The organism is Sphingobacterium sp. UBA1498 (genome assembly GCF_002325125.1).
In the GTDB taxonomy this organism is placed as follows: Bacteria; Bacteroidota; Bacteroidia; order Sphingobacteriales; family Sphingobacteriaceae; genus Sphingobacterium.
Genome location: NZ_DCRG01000040.1, coordinates 35,729 through 52,144, shown reverse-complemented (window position 1 = coordinate 52,144; position 16,416 = coordinate 35,729). Strand labels below are relative to the sequence as shown.

Annotated in this window: 18 protein-coding genes; 10 read left to right on the top strand and 8 right to left on the bottom strand. The window is 42.3% G+C overall.

What is annotated here, in order from left to right; genetic code table 11:
• Position 1: 1 nt before the first annotated feature.
• From B3139_RS21005 to B3139_RS20995, 3 genes are read right to left on the bottom strand one after another with little or no spacing between them, the layout of a single operon-like run.
• Positions 2 to 2,509 (bottom strand): TraG family conjugative transposon ATPase, encoded by a 2,508-nt coding sequence (locus B3139_RS21005; RefSeq protein ID WP_293885567.1) that lies wholly within the window; start codon positions 2,507 to 2,509, stop codon positions 2 to 4.
• On the bottom strand, positions 2,506 to 2,838 hold the full coding sequence (locus tag B3139_RS21000) for a DUF4133 domain-containing protein (RefSeq protein WP_099372171.1): 333 nt from the start codon (positions 2,836 to 2,838) through the stop codon (positions 2,506 to 2,508). Before B3139_RS21000 ends, B3139_RS21005 begins: the two co-directional genes overlap by 4 nt.
• 11 nt (positions 2,839 to 2,849) lie before the next feature.
• Positions 2,850 to 3,155, bottom strand: a complete 306-nt coding sequence (locus tag B3139_RS20995) for a DUF4134 domain-containing protein (RefSeq protein WP_099372170.1) — start codon at positions 3,153 to 3,155, stop codon at positions 2,850 to 2,852.
• Between the two features lie 586 nt (positions 3,156 to 3,741).
• Here B3139_RS20995 and B3139_RS20990 point away from each other — a divergent pair.
• A complete protein-coding gene (locus B3139_RS20990) occupies positions 3,742 to 5,913 on the top strand; it encodes a TonB-dependent receptor (RefSeq protein WP_099372168.1) in 2,172 nt (723 codons plus the stop codon).
• A gap of 4 nt (positions 5,914 to 5,917) precedes the next feature.
• Complete coding sequence (locus tag B3139_RS20985; RefSeq protein WP_099372167.1) at positions 5,918 to 6,712, top strand: cation transporter; 795 nt, start codon at positions 5,918 to 5,920, stop codon at positions 6,710 to 6,712.
• A gap of 60 nt (positions 6,713 to 6,772) precedes the next feature.
• On the opposite strand, the gene B3139_RS20980 is transcribed toward B3139_RS20985, so the two are convergent.
• Genes B3139_RS20980 through B3139_RS20965 form a run of 4 tightly spaced genes read right to left on the bottom strand, consistent with a single transcriptional unit; the run spans position 6,773 to position 8,896 of the window.
• Entirely contained in the window at positions 6,773 to 7,411 is a 639-nt protein-coding gene (locus B3139_RS20980) for a conjugal transfer protein TraD (protein WP_099372166.1), read from the bottom strand.
• Positions 7,412 to 7,413: 2 nt separating this feature from the next.
• A complete protein-coding gene (locus B3139_RS20975) occupies positions 7,414 to 7,689 on the bottom strand; it encodes a DUF3408 domain-containing protein (protein WP_293885560.1) in 276 nt (91 codons plus the stop codon).
• A gap of 11 nt (positions 7,690 to 7,700) precedes the next feature.
• Positions 7,701 to 8,123: a DUF3408 domain-containing protein gene (locus B3139_RS20970; RefSeq protein ID WP_099372164.1), complete on the bottom strand. Its 423-nt coding sequence runs from the start codon at positions 8,121 to 8,123 to the stop codon at positions 7,701 to 7,703.
• A gap of 5 nt (positions 8,124 to 8,128) precedes the next feature.
• On the bottom strand, positions 8,129 to 8,896 hold the full coding sequence (locus B3139_RS20965; RefSeq protein WP_293885555.1) for a ParA family protein: 768 nt from the start codon (positions 8,894 to 8,896) through the stop codon (positions 8,129 to 8,131).
• Positions 8,897 to 8,994: 98 nt separating this feature from the next.
• Between B3139_RS20965 and B3139_RS20960 the strand changes: the two genes are divergently transcribed.
• Both B3139_RS20960 and mobA read left to right on the top strand, forming a co-directional pair.
• Entirely contained in the window at positions 8,995 to 9,372 is a 378-nt protein-coding gene (locus B3139_RS20960) for a hypothetical protein (RefSeq protein WP_293885553.1), read from the top strand.
• Between the two features lie 271 nt (positions 9,373 to 9,643).
• Entirely contained in the window at positions 9,644 to 10,087 is a 444-nt protein-coding gene (gene mobA / locus B3139_RS20955; protein WP_293885702.1) for a conjugal transfer protein MobA, read from the top strand.
• A gap of 31 nt (positions 10,088 to 10,118) precedes the next feature.
• Here the strand turns inward: mobA and B3139_RS20950 are convergent, their stop codons facing one another.
• On the bottom strand, positions 10,119 to 10,583 hold the full coding sequence (locus tag B3139_RS20950) for a GNAT family N-acetyltransferase (RefSeq protein ID WP_293885552.1): 465 nt from the start codon (positions 10,581 to 10,583) through the stop codon (positions 10,119 to 10,121).
• An 83-nt stretch (positions 10,584 to 10,666) separates the two neighbouring features.
• Here B3139_RS20950 and mobB point away from each other — a divergent pair, with 83 nt between their 5' ends.
• The 6 genes from mobB to B3139_RS20920 all read left to right on the top strand — a co-directional run bounded on the left by mobB (position 10,667) and on the right by B3139_RS20920 (position 16,414).
• Complete coding sequence (gene mobB / locus B3139_RS20945) at positions 10,667 to 11,971, top strand: conjugal transfer protein MobB (RefSeq protein WP_293885550.1); 1,305 nt, start codon at positions 10,667 to 10,669, stop codon at positions 11,969 to 11,971.
• Positions 11,972 to 12,123: 152 nt separating this feature from the next.
• A complete protein-coding gene (gene mobC, locus B3139_RS20940; protein WP_293885548.1) occupies positions 12,124 to 14,124 on the top strand; it encodes a conjugal transfer protein MobC in 2,001 nt (666 codons plus the stop codon).
• 68 nt (positions 14,125 to 14,192) lie between these two features.
• Positions 14,193 to 14,519 (top strand): ArsR/SmtB family transcription factor, encoded by a 327-nt coding sequence (locus tag B3139_RS20935; protein ID WP_227694330.1) that lies wholly within the window; start codon positions 14,193 to 14,195, stop codon positions 14,517 to 14,519.
• A 4-nt stretch (positions 14,520 to 14,523) separates the two neighbouring features.
• Entirely contained in the window at positions 14,524 to 15,090 is a 567-nt protein-coding gene (locus tag B3139_RS20930; protein ID WP_293885544.1) for a hypothetical protein, read from the top strand.
• A 64-nt stretch (positions 15,091 to 15,154) separates the two neighbouring features.
• On the top strand, positions 15,155 to 15,622 hold the full coding sequence (locus B3139_RS20925) for a DUF6428 family protein (RefSeq protein ID WP_293885543.1): 468 nt from the start codon (positions 15,155 to 15,157) through the stop codon (positions 15,620 to 15,622).
• Positions 15,623 to 15,640: 18 nt separating this feature from the next.
• A complete protein-coding gene (locus B3139_RS20920) occupies positions 15,641 to 16,414 on the top strand; it encodes an NAD(P)H-dependent oxidoreductase (RefSeq protein ID WP_293885542.1) in 774 nt (257 codons plus the stop codon).
• Positions 16,415 to 16,416: the final 2 nt, after the last annotated feature.

Sequence of the window (16,416 nt, the reverse complement as noted above, 5' to 3'; positions counted from 1 at the left end):
ATTAATAACTATTTGATTTTTCACGTCTTTGGAGGGCGATACGCTTAATGGCTTGTTCTACATTGCCGTCCAGTTCGGATGCCAGTTGCATGACCTCCATTTTTTCCGTTTCCTCCGTGGTGTACGCTAAGTATTCTTCGAGCGATACCTCTGTGGCATACACGGCGGAATGCGTACCGCCAAGCCCAATCCACACCTCTTTGTAAAGCCTTGACGGGTCGTTGTTCATGTTGATGGAAAGGATTTGGGATTTTTCCTTTTCCGTCAGTCCGAGCATCGCTTGGATGTCGTCAAACTTATTCATGTACTTGCGTTGGTCTAAGAGGATTTTACAGTCGGAATTGTTGATGATACTTTCCTTGACCACGGGTGACTGGATGATGTCATCCACTTCCTGCGTGACCACGATAGCCTCACCAAAAAATTTGCGAACGGTCTTAAAAAGGTACTTGATGTACTCTGCCATTCCCTCTTTGGCAATGGCTTTCCATGCTTCCTCAATGAGTATCAGTTTACGCACACCTTTGAGCCTGCGCATCTTGTTGATGAAGACCTCCATAATGATAATGGTCACTATGGGAAAGAGGATTTTGTGGTCTTTAATCGCATCAATTTCAAACACGATAAAGCGTTTGGAAAGCAGGTCAAGTTGCTTGTCTGAATTGAGCAGGTAATCGTACTCGCCACCACGATAGTAAGGCTCTAATACGTTGAGGAAACCTGCAACGTCAAAGTCTTTTTCCCTTACCTGTTTTTCTTTCAGTACTTTTTTGTAATCACCTTTTACATACTCATAAAATCCATTGAAAGAGGGATATTCACCGCTTTGCTTGATACGGTCGATGTAACCGCTCACGGCATTGGATAACGCCACTTCCTCTGAACGGGTCGGCGGTTCATCGTCACGCTTCCAAAGTGTAAGGATGAGCGTTTTGATACTTTCCCTTTTCTCAATGTCGAATACGCCGTCATCCGTATAAAACGGGTTGAATGCAATCGGGTTGTCCTCTGTGTAGGTAAAATACACACCATCTTCACCTTTGGTCTTTCCCTTAATCAACTCGCACAGTCCTTGATAGGAATTACCTGTGTCCACGAGCAGGACGTGTGCGCCCTGTTCGTAGTATTGGCGCACCATGTGATTGGTGAAAAAAGACTTGCCCGAACCCGATGGCCCCAAAATAAATTTGTTGCGGTTCGTGATAATGCCTTTTTTCATGGGCAGGTCGGAAATGTCCAAGTGGATGGGTTTGCCCGTGAGCCTGTCCGCCATTTTTATACCGAAAGGCGATGGCGAACTTTGGTAGTTGGTTTCCTCGGTGAAGAAACATAATGCAGGTTCGATGAACGTATAGAAACTTTCCTCTGCCGGAAAATCGCCTGCATTGCCAGGCATGCCTGCCCAATACAGCGTGGCAACATCCACCGTGTTATGCCTCGGTCTGCATTCCATCAAAGCGAGCGCACTGCCCGTGTCGTTCTTTAGCTGTTTGAGTTCGCTTGGATTATCCGACCACGCCATCACATTGAAGTGCGCACGGATGGAGGATAGCCCGAAGCTGTGCGCTTCGTTCAGATACCTTTCAATCCACTCTTTGTTAATCTGATTGGCACGGCTATACCTTGCCAGTGAGTGCATATTACGGGCTGACTTTTCAAACTTGCGCAGGTTCTCATCGCTGTTATCCAAAAACAGGTACTGGTTATAGATATGGTTACAGCTAAGGAGCAAGCCCACGGGAGAGGCAAAGGACAACAGGCAATCGCTCCTGTCCGTGGACAGCTTTTCATACCTTGTATTTGCCGATACCGTGCCCGGCAAATCGTCCGTATCGGACAGGGTGTGCAGGCACAGCCTTTTGTTGCCGATACGCACATCTTCACTGCCCAAAGCTATATCCTGCATGGGCGTTCCGGCTTCCCTCGACAGGGTAAGGTACTGTTCGAGCAGACCCTGTGTGTCGCTTGTGCCGATGATGTCATCCTCGGTCAAGCGTTCCAGTTTCACAAAACCGCTATCATTGATAATCCGCTCAAACTGTGCAACCGTCTCCATGAAACGGCGGACGGTTTCTTTATCCCGAATTTCTTTCGGGATGAGGACACCTCTGCAAAGCGAACTAAAGTTGCTCTGCATCCGCATCCGCTCTTTGGTTGTCTTGGTGAGGAACAGGTAGCAGTAATGGTTTAAAAAAGGACGTTCGTTGAAATGCTGTTGATAGGACTTTGCAAGAAAACTCTGGTCGTTCTGTGCAATATCCGGCGCATAACTTTCCTTGATGTACCAATCCTGTTTGTGGACAATGGTATAGTCCGGCAGGGTCTTGATAGCCTTGTGCCATGCCGAGTGTATGGCATCGTACTCCGCCGATGCCACAGTGAACAGTTCCGGCAGGTGTACCCGAAAGCAAGCCGTGATGTCTGCATCCTTTGAAATGATGCAGTTGTGTTCCACCGCCAGTAATGGAAACTTGCTTTCCAACGTTGTGACTTTTGCAGTATTTCTCATAGGGTATTGGATTTAGTGTTGAACTTCAAATAGCGGTGTACAGCTCTGCGACAGATGATGTATTTCGGATGTCTTTTCTTTGCCCCGACTTTCATCAAGCCATGTTCGCCGTATTTGCCGTTCAATGCGAATGTCTGCCACACGATGAGCGATGCACCGCCTGCTCCGATGAACAGACAGATGTAAGAGTTTACACCTGCCATGTACATAATCATGACGAGGACAAGCACACCGAGCAAGCCTCCGGCGAAAATGAACAGGTACTGTGCTTTCAGTCCTTTGAACTCGACCGTTCTCCCAATGCCTTTATTGATATTGTAATTGCTCATAATACGCCAGTTTAAAGGAAGAATGAGCGGAGAATGGTCGCCGCTACGATTAAGAAGATACAAGCCCCGAACCACGACGCAGCCGTCTTGCTTGTATCGGGGTCACCGCTACTAAATTTGTTGTACACCTTTACACCTCCGATTAGCCCAACCACCGCCCCAATCGCATAGATGAGTTGAGTTGCAGGGTCGAAGTAACTCGTTACCATCTGCGTGGCTTCTTGGATGCCTGCCGAGCCGTCGCCCTGTGCGAACACACCGAATGCTGACAGTAACGCAACGCCTGTCAGCGACACTTTTTTGCTTCGTTTTTCCATGATTTAACTGAATTAATTTGTTACTAATTCCCACACCTTGCGGGCTTTCGCAACAAAAGTCTTATGAAAATCGAAGCGTTATGGGAAACTGGAAATCAGCGGAATTAATTGGCAGGGTATGGCGATTTAGATAAAGAAAAAAGGTTTATATCTACAGGATAATGTTTACAAAGGGAAAGGTTTTACTATCTTCGCATAATGAAATATTTATCATTCATATTAGCTTTAATGGTGTTGATTTTATCAACAGCACCGTGCTTTATGGAAGATAAATGCCATGACCGAACATTTCAGATAGCAGACAACCAAGAACAGAATGAAGATGATTGTGATAAAGAATGTTGCTCGCCTTTTTTCACTTGCAAAACGTGTACAGGGTTTGTAGTAACTTTACTTCATTTTTCAATTCCACACGTTGTCAAGCAACCTGAAATGAAAATAAGCAGAATAATAGCATCACCTGTTTCAGACTTCCCCTTTTCTGTTTGGCATCCCCCACAGCTTGTGTAATATGTAGTGCTTTCAGCACAGTTTATTACTTGCGGTGCATAGCACCGCAATCATTCATTTAATCATTATTTTTTCAATGAAAAGAATATTAATTGTGTCATTTTTTATGGCACTCGGTTTTTGTGCATTTGCACAAAACACATTCAAAGCTGTAATTAAAGACAGCGAAAAAAAAGAGCCTTTAATGGGAGTAACCGTACAGATTACAGGAACTGCAATTGCAACAACATCTAATGAAAACGGACAAATCACTTTATTAGATATTCCCAACGGACTGCAATCAATACATTTTAGCTATATCGGTTTTAATGAACGCATCGATAATTTTCAATTTCCGTTAACGGACACCAGTGTTGTTGAAATCCTACTCGATGATAGTTCCGAACAATTGGAGGAAGTTGTCATTTCATCCACAAGAAGCACGAGAACCATCCAAAATATCCCTACACGTATTGAATTTATTGGTGGTGAGGAATTGGATGAAAAAGGCAACATGAAAGCCGGTGACATCCGTATGCTTTTGAGTGAAAGTACAGGTATTCATGTGCAAACGACATCGCCCACAAGTGCCAATGCAAGTATTCGTATCCAAGGACTTGACGGACGATATACGCAAATCTTAAAAGACGGTTTTCCGATTTATTCGGGTGCTTCGAGTGGGTTAGGTTTGTTGCAAATTCCACCACTTGACTTAAAGCAAGTTGAACTTATTAAGGGTTCAACTTCCACGCTGTACGGTGGTGGAGCAATAGCAGGTTTGGTCAATCTAATTTCCAAGACACCGACAGAAGAGAGGGATTTGCGTTTTCATTTAAATGGGACATCAGGTAGAGGTTTAGACATCAATGGTTTTTACGGACAAAAATTCAATAAAATTGGAACAACCATATTTGCTTCACACAATCGTAACGTAGCTTACGACCCTGCAAAAATCGGACTTTCTGCCATCCCCCAATTTGAAAGGTATGTGCTGAACCCTAAATTATTTGTTTACTTCAATGATAGAACAAAAATGAACTTTGGCATTAACACCACCATTGAAAACCGTTTGGGTGGCGATATGCTGTACATCAAAGGCAAAGGAGATAATACACATCAATATTTTGAAGAAAACAAAACACAGCGTTATTCTACTCAATTTGTTTTTGACCATACGGTAAATGAAAACAGTTTTATACAAGTAAAAAATAGCGTAAGTTATTTTAACCGCAATACAGCTATTCCCAATTACGAGTTTGAGGGAACACAAACGGCGACTTTTACAGAAGCAAGTTATACCCACAGCAAAGAAAAATCGGAATGGGTGACAGGTGTTAATCTTTGGACGGACAATTTTAAGGAAAAACAGATGACCACATTTCCGATGAGGGATTACACCCAGACGACTTTTGGCGCTTTTGTGCAAAATTCTTTTGAGGCTACGGATTGGCTTCAAATGGAAGCGGGTTTAAGAACGGATTATGTGGTCGATTACGGAGCAGTTTTTTTACCAAGAGTTTCGGCATTGTTTCAGATTGCAAACGGATTGACTTCACGTATCGGGGGTGGATTTGGCTACAAAACACCAACCATTTTTACCGAAGAAAGCGAACGCATACAATATCAAAACGTAATGCCTATTGACGATAATACCAATAAATTAGAAAGAAGTTACGGAGCAAATGCAGACATCAACTATCGTACTAATATTAGTGATGACTGGACTTTTAGCATCAATCATTTATTCTTTTACACCTATTTGGATAATCCTTTGTTACTTCAAAATATAGCGGCAAACACTTATCAATTTATCAACTCCTCCGGCTACATCCATACCAAAGGAACAGAAACTAATATCAAAATCGGCTATGACGATTTGAAACTGTTTTTGGGCTACACCTTTACCGATACCCGCTTGATTGAAAACGGAATAACTACCGACAATCCGCTAACCCCAAAACATCGGGTTAATTCTGTATTGATGTATGAAATAGAAGACGAATGGAAGATTGGTTTGGAAGCCTATTATTTCAGTCCGCAAAAGCTGAACGACGGGACAGCAGGAAAAGAGTATTGGATGTGTGGCTTTATGGCTGAAAAGATTTGGGAAAGATTTTCTTTGTACATCAACTTTGAAAATTTCCTTGATACAAGACAGACACGTTTTGACAACATTTATACAGGAACGATAACCAACCCTGTTTTTAAAGACATCTATGCACCATTGGACGGATTTGTAATTAACGGAGGGATAAAATTTAGACTTTAAAAACATGAATAAAACGATATTTAATATAACTAAAATGGATTGCCCAAGTGAAGAGCAATTAATTCGTATGAAATTGCAAAATTTCGATACGGTAAAGTCATTAGATTTTGATATTCCTAATAGAAAATTGAATGTTTATCATAGTGGAAACCCAGAGCCGATTTTTTCGGCTTTGGAAGCACTGAACCTGAATACAACATTACTTTCCACCGAAGAAAATAACGCAGTTATTGAAACAGATACACACAATAACCAACGAAAACTACTTTGGGCTGTACTGATTATTAACTTCCTTTTCTTTGGATTAGAAATGCTGTTCGGTATTTTTTCCAATTCAATGGGGTTGGTAGCAGACAGCTTGGATATGCTTGCCGACAGTATTGTTTACGCATTGGCTTTGTTTGCTGTTGGGGGGACGATTTTAAGGAAAAACAACATTGCCAAATTTGCAGGTTACTTTCAAATTCTATTAGCGGTTATCGGTTTCGTTGAAGTTATCAGACGTTTTATCGGAATAGAAACGATGCCCGATTTCAAAACAATGATTATTGTTTCTATTTTGGCGCTGATAGCTAACGTACTTTGTCTTTACCTATTGCAAAAGAACAAAAGTAAAGAAGCACACATGCAGGCTTCAATGATTTTTACGTCAAACGATGTTATTATTAATTCGGGCGTTATTGTCGCAGGTCTTTTGGTCAATTGGCTTAATTCCAGTTATCCTGATTTGATTATCGGAGTGATTGTATTTGTCGTTGTAGCAAGGGGAGCGTATAGGATATTGAAGTTGGCAAAGTGAATGTAAAAATAAATAGAGCCTGAAAAGCTAAATTTCAGGCTCTATTAAAATAATTCTGTGTCAGACAAACTCCCCAATATCAAAACCCTCCAAATCACTTTTCCGCAAATCGGGAGAACTGAAATCCGTTCCGGCGGAGAGGCTCTTATCCAACAATTCTGCAATCTTCCGTGAAGCCCCCTCCATTGAGTTTTCGAGCAGACCGAACAATTCCGTTCCATGTAATCGCTGAACTATATCCACCGCTTTCTGTTGCAGGGCAGGCTCTGGTGCCTCTTGCTCCAACCATGCCCCCACGGTCGTCAGTTCATCAAAGGTAACCCCTGTGGCAAACTCATTGTCGCTGTCCTCAAACCCGTATTCATCCCATTCGTCTTCCTCATTTTCAAAATCGGACATACTCCCGAAAACTTCATCCGGCTCACCCTCAATCTGCGGATTTTCCAATCCAAAACCTATCCCGTAGGTTTCTGTTCCAAAATTATCAGCTATCCCGTCACGTTCGCCCGATTGGCTCTTTGTGGCATTCAGTGGCAAGGTGTGGCGTTCCACGGGCTTGGGAAGACCCATAATATCCGGCAGGTCGGGGCTTTCCTTTTCCGGCTTTAACTCCTTGCGGACGTTCTTATGGATGACCACCTTATCTTTCAGCAAAAGGATAATGACGATGATAAGGCATATTACAATCAATGTTTCCATAGCTATAAGATTGGCTTTTGGTTTCGGGCATGGATTGTATTTATTTCCTCGCCGAAATCCTCAAAGTGGTGTTTCAATACACTGTGCAGGTAATCGGTAAGCGTAATATCTCCCTCTCCGAGAATACAGACGATACGGGATAGTTTCTTGTGGAAGTCCGGGCAGATATATACCGACTTTCCGCACCGTGCTACAACACCGGTCGGTCTTAAAAAAGCTGACTTATATCGGGCAATTTGCAGTACCTTTTTAGGTTGGTTTTGCTGTTCCTTTTTCATAATCGAATATTTTAAAAAATGGGTTTAAACTTATTGTTGAAATCATCGGTGATGGCTTTCTCGAACTGTTCAAAATGATGTTCGAGAATATTGTCCAAATAGGCATATAGGGGTATCTTATCCTCGCCGATAACCTGCACGATACGGGAAAGCCGTTCGTGGTATTCCTGCCGGATGTAGATGCTCTTATCGCCACGGCGTGTCATGGTATGGCTGTTGAGAAAACGCTCACCATAGCCTGTGCCGGAAGCCCTTTTTTGTCGGGTACGCTCTTTGGTTACGGGCTTTTCCGTAATGGTTTCCTTTGTCGGCTCTGCGCTCGGCTCTTGGGGGGCTACCGCCTGTTGGGGCTTCTTTGTTTCACCTGCCATAATGGACATGAGATATGCCTCGTCAATCGGGGCATTCGGCTTTTTCTTGTTTTCGTTGTCCATAGCAGTTAAAATTTGACGGTTCTTAGAAATTCATTGATGAACAAATCCAAGCCGGAGGTTTTCATCAATCTTTTATCGGGAGGTAACAGCGTGGAGCGGAAGACGGTCTTTGCCGTTGCTTCACTTTCCTTGCGGAAACGCTTGCTGTCGGAAATACGTGTTTCCATCGCTTGCAGTCCGACCTCCTTAATGACATTGCCGTAGATTTCGTACAGGTGCGATTTTTCCCTGCCATCGACCATGTTCCAAAACAGCCTTATGGTTTCGATGGAGGTCTGCCCGTGTTTCATAAGGACGTTGGTCAGCACATCGGTAAAGCTCAATGTACTTTCCATAACCACACGGTCTGCCGTGATGGGCGAAAAGATATGGTGCATTCCTGCCAGTGTATTCAGTAAGCCCAAAGTGTTCACCGTGCCCGTCAAGTCGAAGAAGACCATATCCACGGGAACAGCCGAGGACTGTATAAATGCTTCCGCATCCGTTAGGGCATTGTCGGCCCTACTTTGCAATACCGGATAGGCTTTCTTGTTGATGGTCGAGAATTGGCGGTGTGCCAGTTTTTTCAATATCTCGTTCTGCATGACCGCTTTCAAATCCCGTTCTCGCATCTGACAGATGCTGTGCTGTGGGTAATCGCAGTCAAAGACGGCTACGTTATAACCCATTTGGTAATGGAGTATGCTTGCCGTAACGGTTGTAAACGTGCTTTTTCCAACGCCTCCTTTTTGGCTTGAAAAAGCAATGAATTTTGTCCTGTTTGTTGCTTCCATTTCTATTCTATTTTTAAGTTTCTATTTCCGTGGACTGCCTGCCGTCCTGCATGGAACGGGGCTGTCATCCCTGCACGCTCTCCGGCGGTCTTGATACAATGCCGTCTGTCCGGCTTGCCGTCATCCATTCAGTCAGCCGTGCCGTCATTCCGGCTTCCATACAGGCAAGACCGATGGCTTGCCTGTCGTCCTGCCCGATGGAATGGCTACCGGATAGCGTTCATGCCGTCCGGTCTGCCTGCCGTTTGGAATGCCGTCATGCGTTCCGGCTTTCCTGCAATCCTGCGCTCCGTCATTCAGCATTGCCATCGGGAGCGAATGCCTGCAAACAGGCTTGCGTGACTGATAGCACAAAGAAGCAGGTTATTCCGATGCACTCTTTTAATGCGGTAGTTTGGGGCATTTGTTGGCAATGTTTGGTCGGGAGTAATAGGGCAATGCTTTGGAAAAGCTACCCTTACTTTGTAAAGGCTTAAATTCAAGAGGTGAATGGAAAAGTCATTGGAGAATGGAAACTATTGGCGGAACGGCACAAAGCCGTTTTTTTCCGCTTTACCCAATCCGACCCGTAGGGCGGATTTTCTGTTCACCCGAACAGAGCAAGTTATGTTTTGAGATGCTCGAAATAAATTCCGCATCTCAAAACCACTTGCCCTTGCAGGGGGCTGAAAACCGCTCCGAAGTCGGGGTTTATGATAATTAACTAAAGTTGAGCTCGCTAAAGCTCGGTTATTAATGGATTTAGATATGGAAGACAACAGAAGAAACCGAACAAACAAAGCTGGTCGCAAGCCTAAGAAAGACCCTGCCATCCACCGTTATTCGATTAGTCTCAACGACATGGAAAATGCACACTTCCTTACGCTGTTCGAGCAATCGGGAATGAAAGTAATGGCACATTTTATTACAGCCTGCATCTTTCAGAAGCCAGTCAAGACCGTAAAAATTGATATGGATGCAGTCGATTTTCATACGAGGCTGACCAATTTTTACAGCCAGTTCAGAGCCGTTGGCGTGAACTACAACCAAATTGTGAAGATACTTTACCGCAATTTCTCGGAGAAAAAGGCATCGGCTTACCTCTTTAAACTGGAAAAACAGACGGCAGAAATGGCGGAATTGTGCCGGAAAGTGATTGAGCTAACACAGGAATTTGAAAAAGAACACCTGCAAAAACACAGATACAGATAAGATGATTTGCAGAAACTGACAGATGATTAATTTATTTAAGTTTACTTCGCATAGAGATATTATAAGGAATAAATCCCTCTCGTAGATACAGTTGATACGCTTTTTCATTTTTAGCTAATACCGATAATTCGAGATAGTCTACTTCATTTTGGAGACCCCAGTCTTTTACTTTTTTTATCAGTTTAGCACCGATACCGTGTCCTCTGTAATGTTCATCGACAACAATATCCATTAAGTAAACGGCACTCAATTGATTAAAACATTCATAAGGTGGAGAGGCTTGTAATTGTGCGATTACAAATCCGACAATTAAATCGTCTTTTTCATAAACGTAGCCTACAAACCCGTTATGTTGGTCAATTACGCTTTTCAAAAAATCCTCATTTTGATATGTAGGCTTATGATAATACGGTTCTGTTTCTGCAGTTAATTTGAATAAAGCAAAATACAATTCATTAACACGTTGTATATCTTCTCTGGTAATTAGTCTAATCATCGTTTTCTTGACTTTGTTTGTTAGGAAGACCAAATTACAAAAATCTATCTTCTAATTAGAGAATTAAACATTAATATAAAAAAATGATAGCAAAGATTGGCAAGGGTGAGAATTTGTACGGTGCGATTTCCTACAACCAGCAGAAGATTGATACGGAAAAGGGGCAGATTTTGTTATTGAACAGGATACCGGAAACATTGGATAATACCTATTCGACCAGTTACCTGCACCAGTGTTTTGAGCCGTATCTGTCCGCAAATATCAAAACCGAAAAACCTGTGCGCCACATATCGCTGAACCCTGATCCTGCGGATAGGGTCAGCGATGGGCAATTCGTGAAAATGGCGCAGGAATATATGGAACGTATGAGGTACGGCAATCAGCCTTACGTTGTTTTTAAGCATACCGATATTGAACGTACCCATATCCACATCGTAACGGTGTGTGTGGGATTGGACGGCAAAAAGTTACCGGATAGTTACGACCATCCCCGTTCGATGGCAATCTGTCGGGATTTGGAGCAAACGTATAACCTCATACCTGCAACGGAAAAACAGCGTACCGGAAACGAACAGGTATTCCGTCCGGTGGATTACAGAGCCGGAGACGTTAAGAGCCAAATCGCATCGGTGGTACGACACCTGCCGAAGTATTACGGGTACGCAAGCTTCGGAGCATACAATGCCTTGCTTTCACTTTTCAATATCACCGCAGAGGAAGTCAAAGGGGAACTGCACGGGCTACCGAAAAACGGGCTTGTCTATTTTGCACTGAACGAGCAGGGCGAAAAAGCGAGCAATCCTTTTAAGGCATCCCTTTTCGGCAAACAGGCAGGACTGGACGAACTGCAAAACCAATTCGCAAAGACTAAGGAGAAAATGAAAGCCGACCCCACAAGAGCCGTCCTTAAAAGTACCATTGAAGTGGCGATACACACCGCCACCGATGAAGCCGATTTTAAAAAGCAACTGATGGAGCAGGGGATCAATACCGTGGTACGGCGCAACGATGAGGGGCGTATATATGGTATGACTTTTATCGACCACGAAAGTCGTACCGTTTGGAACGGTTCAGCTTTGGGCAAAAAACTATCGGCTAATGTCTTTAATGATTGGTGGAATGAGCAGGCGGTCGGGCAACGCAAAGAAGCTGAAAAAACAAATGCACAAAATCAGCCATCGACCGCAGGTAACAGCACCGCCGTAGAGAAAGAGGAAGCCCACGCACTTTTTAACTTCCTAAATAAAGAACAGCCGACCGATGATTTATGGATAGATGGATTGGGTGGGCTATTGCCGGAGGCGCAGGGCGAGGACTACGAGGAACAGGCATTTGCCAACCGTATGAAGAAAAAGAAGAAACGCAAAAGGTATGGAAGACAACAATAGCTTTTTTGACCATCAAAGACCAGGATTAACATCTTGGTCTTTGTGGTTTTTAATTTACTGTCAAACTAAGCCACCACAAGCCATCCGACACCCCTTTGTATAAGTGCTTTTAAATAGCCTCTAAATTCCCTGCATCACTAAAATTTTTTGTTATGCAAGGAGAAGACGATTTGAGAGGATTAGCCAAAATCATGGCTTTTATGCGTGCCGTAAGTATTCTTTTGGTCCTGATGCACTTTTATTGGTTCTGTTACGGGTTCTTTGCCGAACGTGGATGGACACTGGAAATTATTGGTAAGATATTGACCAACTTCAACCGTACCGCAGGGCTTTTTTCACACACGCTTTACACCAAAATTTTTGCCTTGCTGTTGTTGGCGTTAAGCTGTCTCGGTACTAAGGGCGTAAAGAATGAAAAGATAACATGGGCTAAGATTTATACCGCCTTAGCCATTGGCTTTGTGCTGTTTTTTCTGAACACACCATTGCTAAAGCTGTCGGCAGGGATTGCCACATCGCTTTACATCCTTACAACGAGTTTGGGATATATAGCCTTGCTCATGGCAGGGATATGGATGAGCCGACTACTCCGCAACAACCTGATGGACGATGTTTTCAACAACGAGAACGAAAGTTTTCAGCAGGAAACCAAGTTGATGGAAAACGAATACTCGGTTAATCTTCCCACGAAGTTTTACTACAAAGGTAAATGGAACAATGGCTGGATTAACGTAGTCAATCCTTTTCGAGCCTCAATTGTGTTGGGTACTCCGGGTTCAGGAAAATCGTATGCCATCGTAAACAACTACATCAAGCAACACATCGAAAAGGGCTTTTCGATGTACATCTACGATTTCAAGTTTGACGACCTCTCCACCATTGCCTACAACCAATTGCTGAAACACTCCGATAAGTATAAGATAACGCCTAAGTTTTATGTAATCAATTTTGACGACCCACGCCGAAGCCACCGATGCAATCCGCTAAGCCCTGCCTTTATGACGGATATATCCGATGCTTACGAAGCCTCTTATACCATCATGTTAAACCTCAACAGGTCTTGGATTTTGAAGCAAGGAGATTTTTTCGTGGAAAGTCCAATTATACTGCTTGCATCAATCATTTGGTTTCTGAAAATCTATGAAAACGGGAAGTATTGTACGTTTCCCCATGCTATTGAATTGCTGAATAAAAAATATGCAGACGTATTTACGATATTGACCTCATATCCCGAACTGGAAAACTACCTATCGGCTTTCATGGATGCGTGGCAGGGCGGAGCGCAAGACCAGTTGCAGGGGCAGATAGCATCGGCAAAAATTCCGTTGTCACGCATGATTTCGCCACAACTTTATTGGGTAATGACGGGGGATGATTTTTCACTGGACATCAACAACCCCCAAGAACCGAAAATCTTATGCGTGGGTAATAATCCCGACCGTCAAAATATCTATTCGTCTGCTTTGGGATTGTACAATTCGAGGATTGTAAAACTTATCAATAAGAATGATAAGTTAAAGAGTTCCGTTATCATAGACGAGTTGCCTACGATATATTTTCGGGGTTTGGATAATCTTATCGCAACGGCACGTAGCAATAAGGTGGCTGTGTGCTTGGGTTTTCAAGACTATTCGCAATTAATAAGGGATTACGGCGACAAGGAAAGCAAGGTCATCCAAAATACCGTGGGCAATATTTTCTCCGGTCAGGTAGTGGGCGAAACAGCTAAAAACCTAAGTGAACGCTTCGGGAAAGTGTTGCAGAAACGGCAAAGCATCACCATTAACCGCAATGACAAATCTACTTCTATATCCACCCAATTAGACAGCCTTATTCCGGCTTCCAAAATATCCACGCTCACACAGGGTATATTTGTCGGGGCAGTATCGGACAACTTCGATGAGCGTATCGAGCAGAAAATATTTCATGCTGAAATTGTAGTGGATAACGAAAAGGTTTCTGCCGAAACCAAAGCCTATAAGAAGATACCGCAGATATTATCCTTTACCGATGAACACGGCAACGACAATATGAAGCAAGTCATTGAAGACAATTACAGGCAGGTCAAAACGGACGTTTTGCAGATTGTGGAAAGCGAAATGGAGCGGATAAAGAACGACCCCGATTTGCAACATTTAGTGCAACAGGAATAATTTTTTTTAAAAATTTCTTGTATGATTAAAATCTATATCGTAATATTACGATATTAAATAACGGAACAATGGGCGCAAGCAAAACAGACCATTTCACAGAAGAACAAAACCAAATTGCGATAGTCGCAAAAGCGTTAGGGCATCCTGCAAGAATTGCTATTATAGAATATCTATTAAAAGTAAATGCGTGTATATGTAATGATATAGTGGATGAACTGCCATTGGCACAATCTACTATTTCACAGCATTTAAAAGAATTGAAAAATGCAGGGCTGATAAAAGGAGAGATTGAGGGTAATTCTATTTGCTACTGTATTAATGAAACGACTTTTAATGTCTTGAAAGAGTATTTCTCAAGAATTATCTTTACTGTAACCAATCAAAAATGTTGTTAATCATATGGAAATAGCTTTTATAATTTCAATAGTATTACTCATAGCCTATTCATTATTGGCATTGTTTGACGGTGTATTTCTACATTTATACAAATACCGTTTGTATGAGCATAAGGAAAGCAAATTTGAACATCTTACGCATACCGTCAGAGCCGTTCTGTTTACAGGCATTCTCATAGCACTGTTTATAAACATAGAAGATAACAGGTGGTTTTTATTAGGTATCGCACTGGTAGTCGCCGATATTATCACATTGGTTATTGATGCTTATGCAGAGAAAGACAGCCGTTCATTTATGGGAGGCTTACCACGTTGGGAATATATTATACACCTGTTGGTAAACGGTTTTCATTTCGCAAGTATAGCAGTATTCTTAGTGATTAAAATAAACCTTGACAGTAATGGAATTACATTAGCCAACAACTTTCAGCAGGTAGAGAGCTTTCATACCTTTAGAGCCATTGCTGTGAACCTGTTGTTCGGAGCGGTTTTAATAAGCCTGTTACATATCTTGGTTTACTTTCCAAAATTCAACTTCTATTTCAATAAGTTGAAACTTAAATGTTGCTAATTTTTTTGCCCAAAACAATCGTAATATTACGATGCAGTATATAATAATAATAAATATAAAAACAATGAAGCTATCAGAAATCAAAAACATCTTACCAACATTAGACAATGTTGAATTTCAATTAGAAAATGGAACTTTTGTTCCTGAACACTTCCACGTTACAGAAGTAGGTGTAGTTACCAAACACTTTATTGATTGTGGTGGAACAATTAGAAACGAGCAAGTAGTCAACTTCCAATTATGGAATGCCAATGATTTTGAACACAGATTAAAACCAACTAAGCTGTTAAACATCATCAAACTATCCGAAGAAAAATTAGGTGTTGAAGATGCCGAAATAGAGGTAGAATATCAATCGGAAACAATAGGAAAATACGACTTGGATTTTAATGGAAAAACATTCGTGTTAAGAAATAAAACCACGGCATGTTTGGCGCAGGATGCTTGCGGTGTCCCCGTACAAAAGCAGAAAGCCAATGTGGGCGAAACGCAAACTTCTTCTTGTTGCCCTCCCAATAGTGGTTGTTGTTAATATCTTAAATTACGAATAATGAATGTTTTTATCGTTTATGCACATCCTGAACCGAAGTCCTTAAATGCGGAGCTTAAAAATATAGCCATTAGCCACCTACAAGGTTTGGGACACGATGTCATTGTCTCCGATTTGTATGGCATGAAATGGAAAGCAGTTGCTGATGGCAACGATTTTCAAAATTATACGCATGGTGAGCGACTTTCTTATATGAGTAACTCGCTTGAAGCATTTCAAGGGGGTACACAGTCGCCGGATATTGCGGAAGAACAGGAAAAGCTACTTTGGGCTGACATTATAATATTCCAATTCCCCTTTTGGTGGTTCGGAATGCCAGCAATTCTTAAAGGATGGATTGATAGGGTTTATGCCTGTGGATTTGCTTATGGAACAGGAAAATATGGAGGGAAGCATTGGGGAAATCGCTATGGGGACGGCACACTGAAAGGAAAAAAAGCCATGTTGTCCATAACCATCGGTGGTAGAGAACCCCAGTATCAAGAAACGGGAATAAATGGATATATCGATGATTTATTGTTCCCTATACATCATGGTATGTTATGGTATCTCGGAATTAGCGTACTCCCACCACATATAATCTATCAGGTTCATGGTTTAACAGAGGAACGATTGAACAAGGAAATTATGGCTTTTGAACATAGGCTCGCAACCTTGGAAAATACACCTGTACTACCATATAGATACCAAAACGGTGGAGATTATAATGACGAACAGCAATTAAAAGAGCATTTAATTAATGGTAAGTCTGGTCTTTCCATACATCTTAAATAATA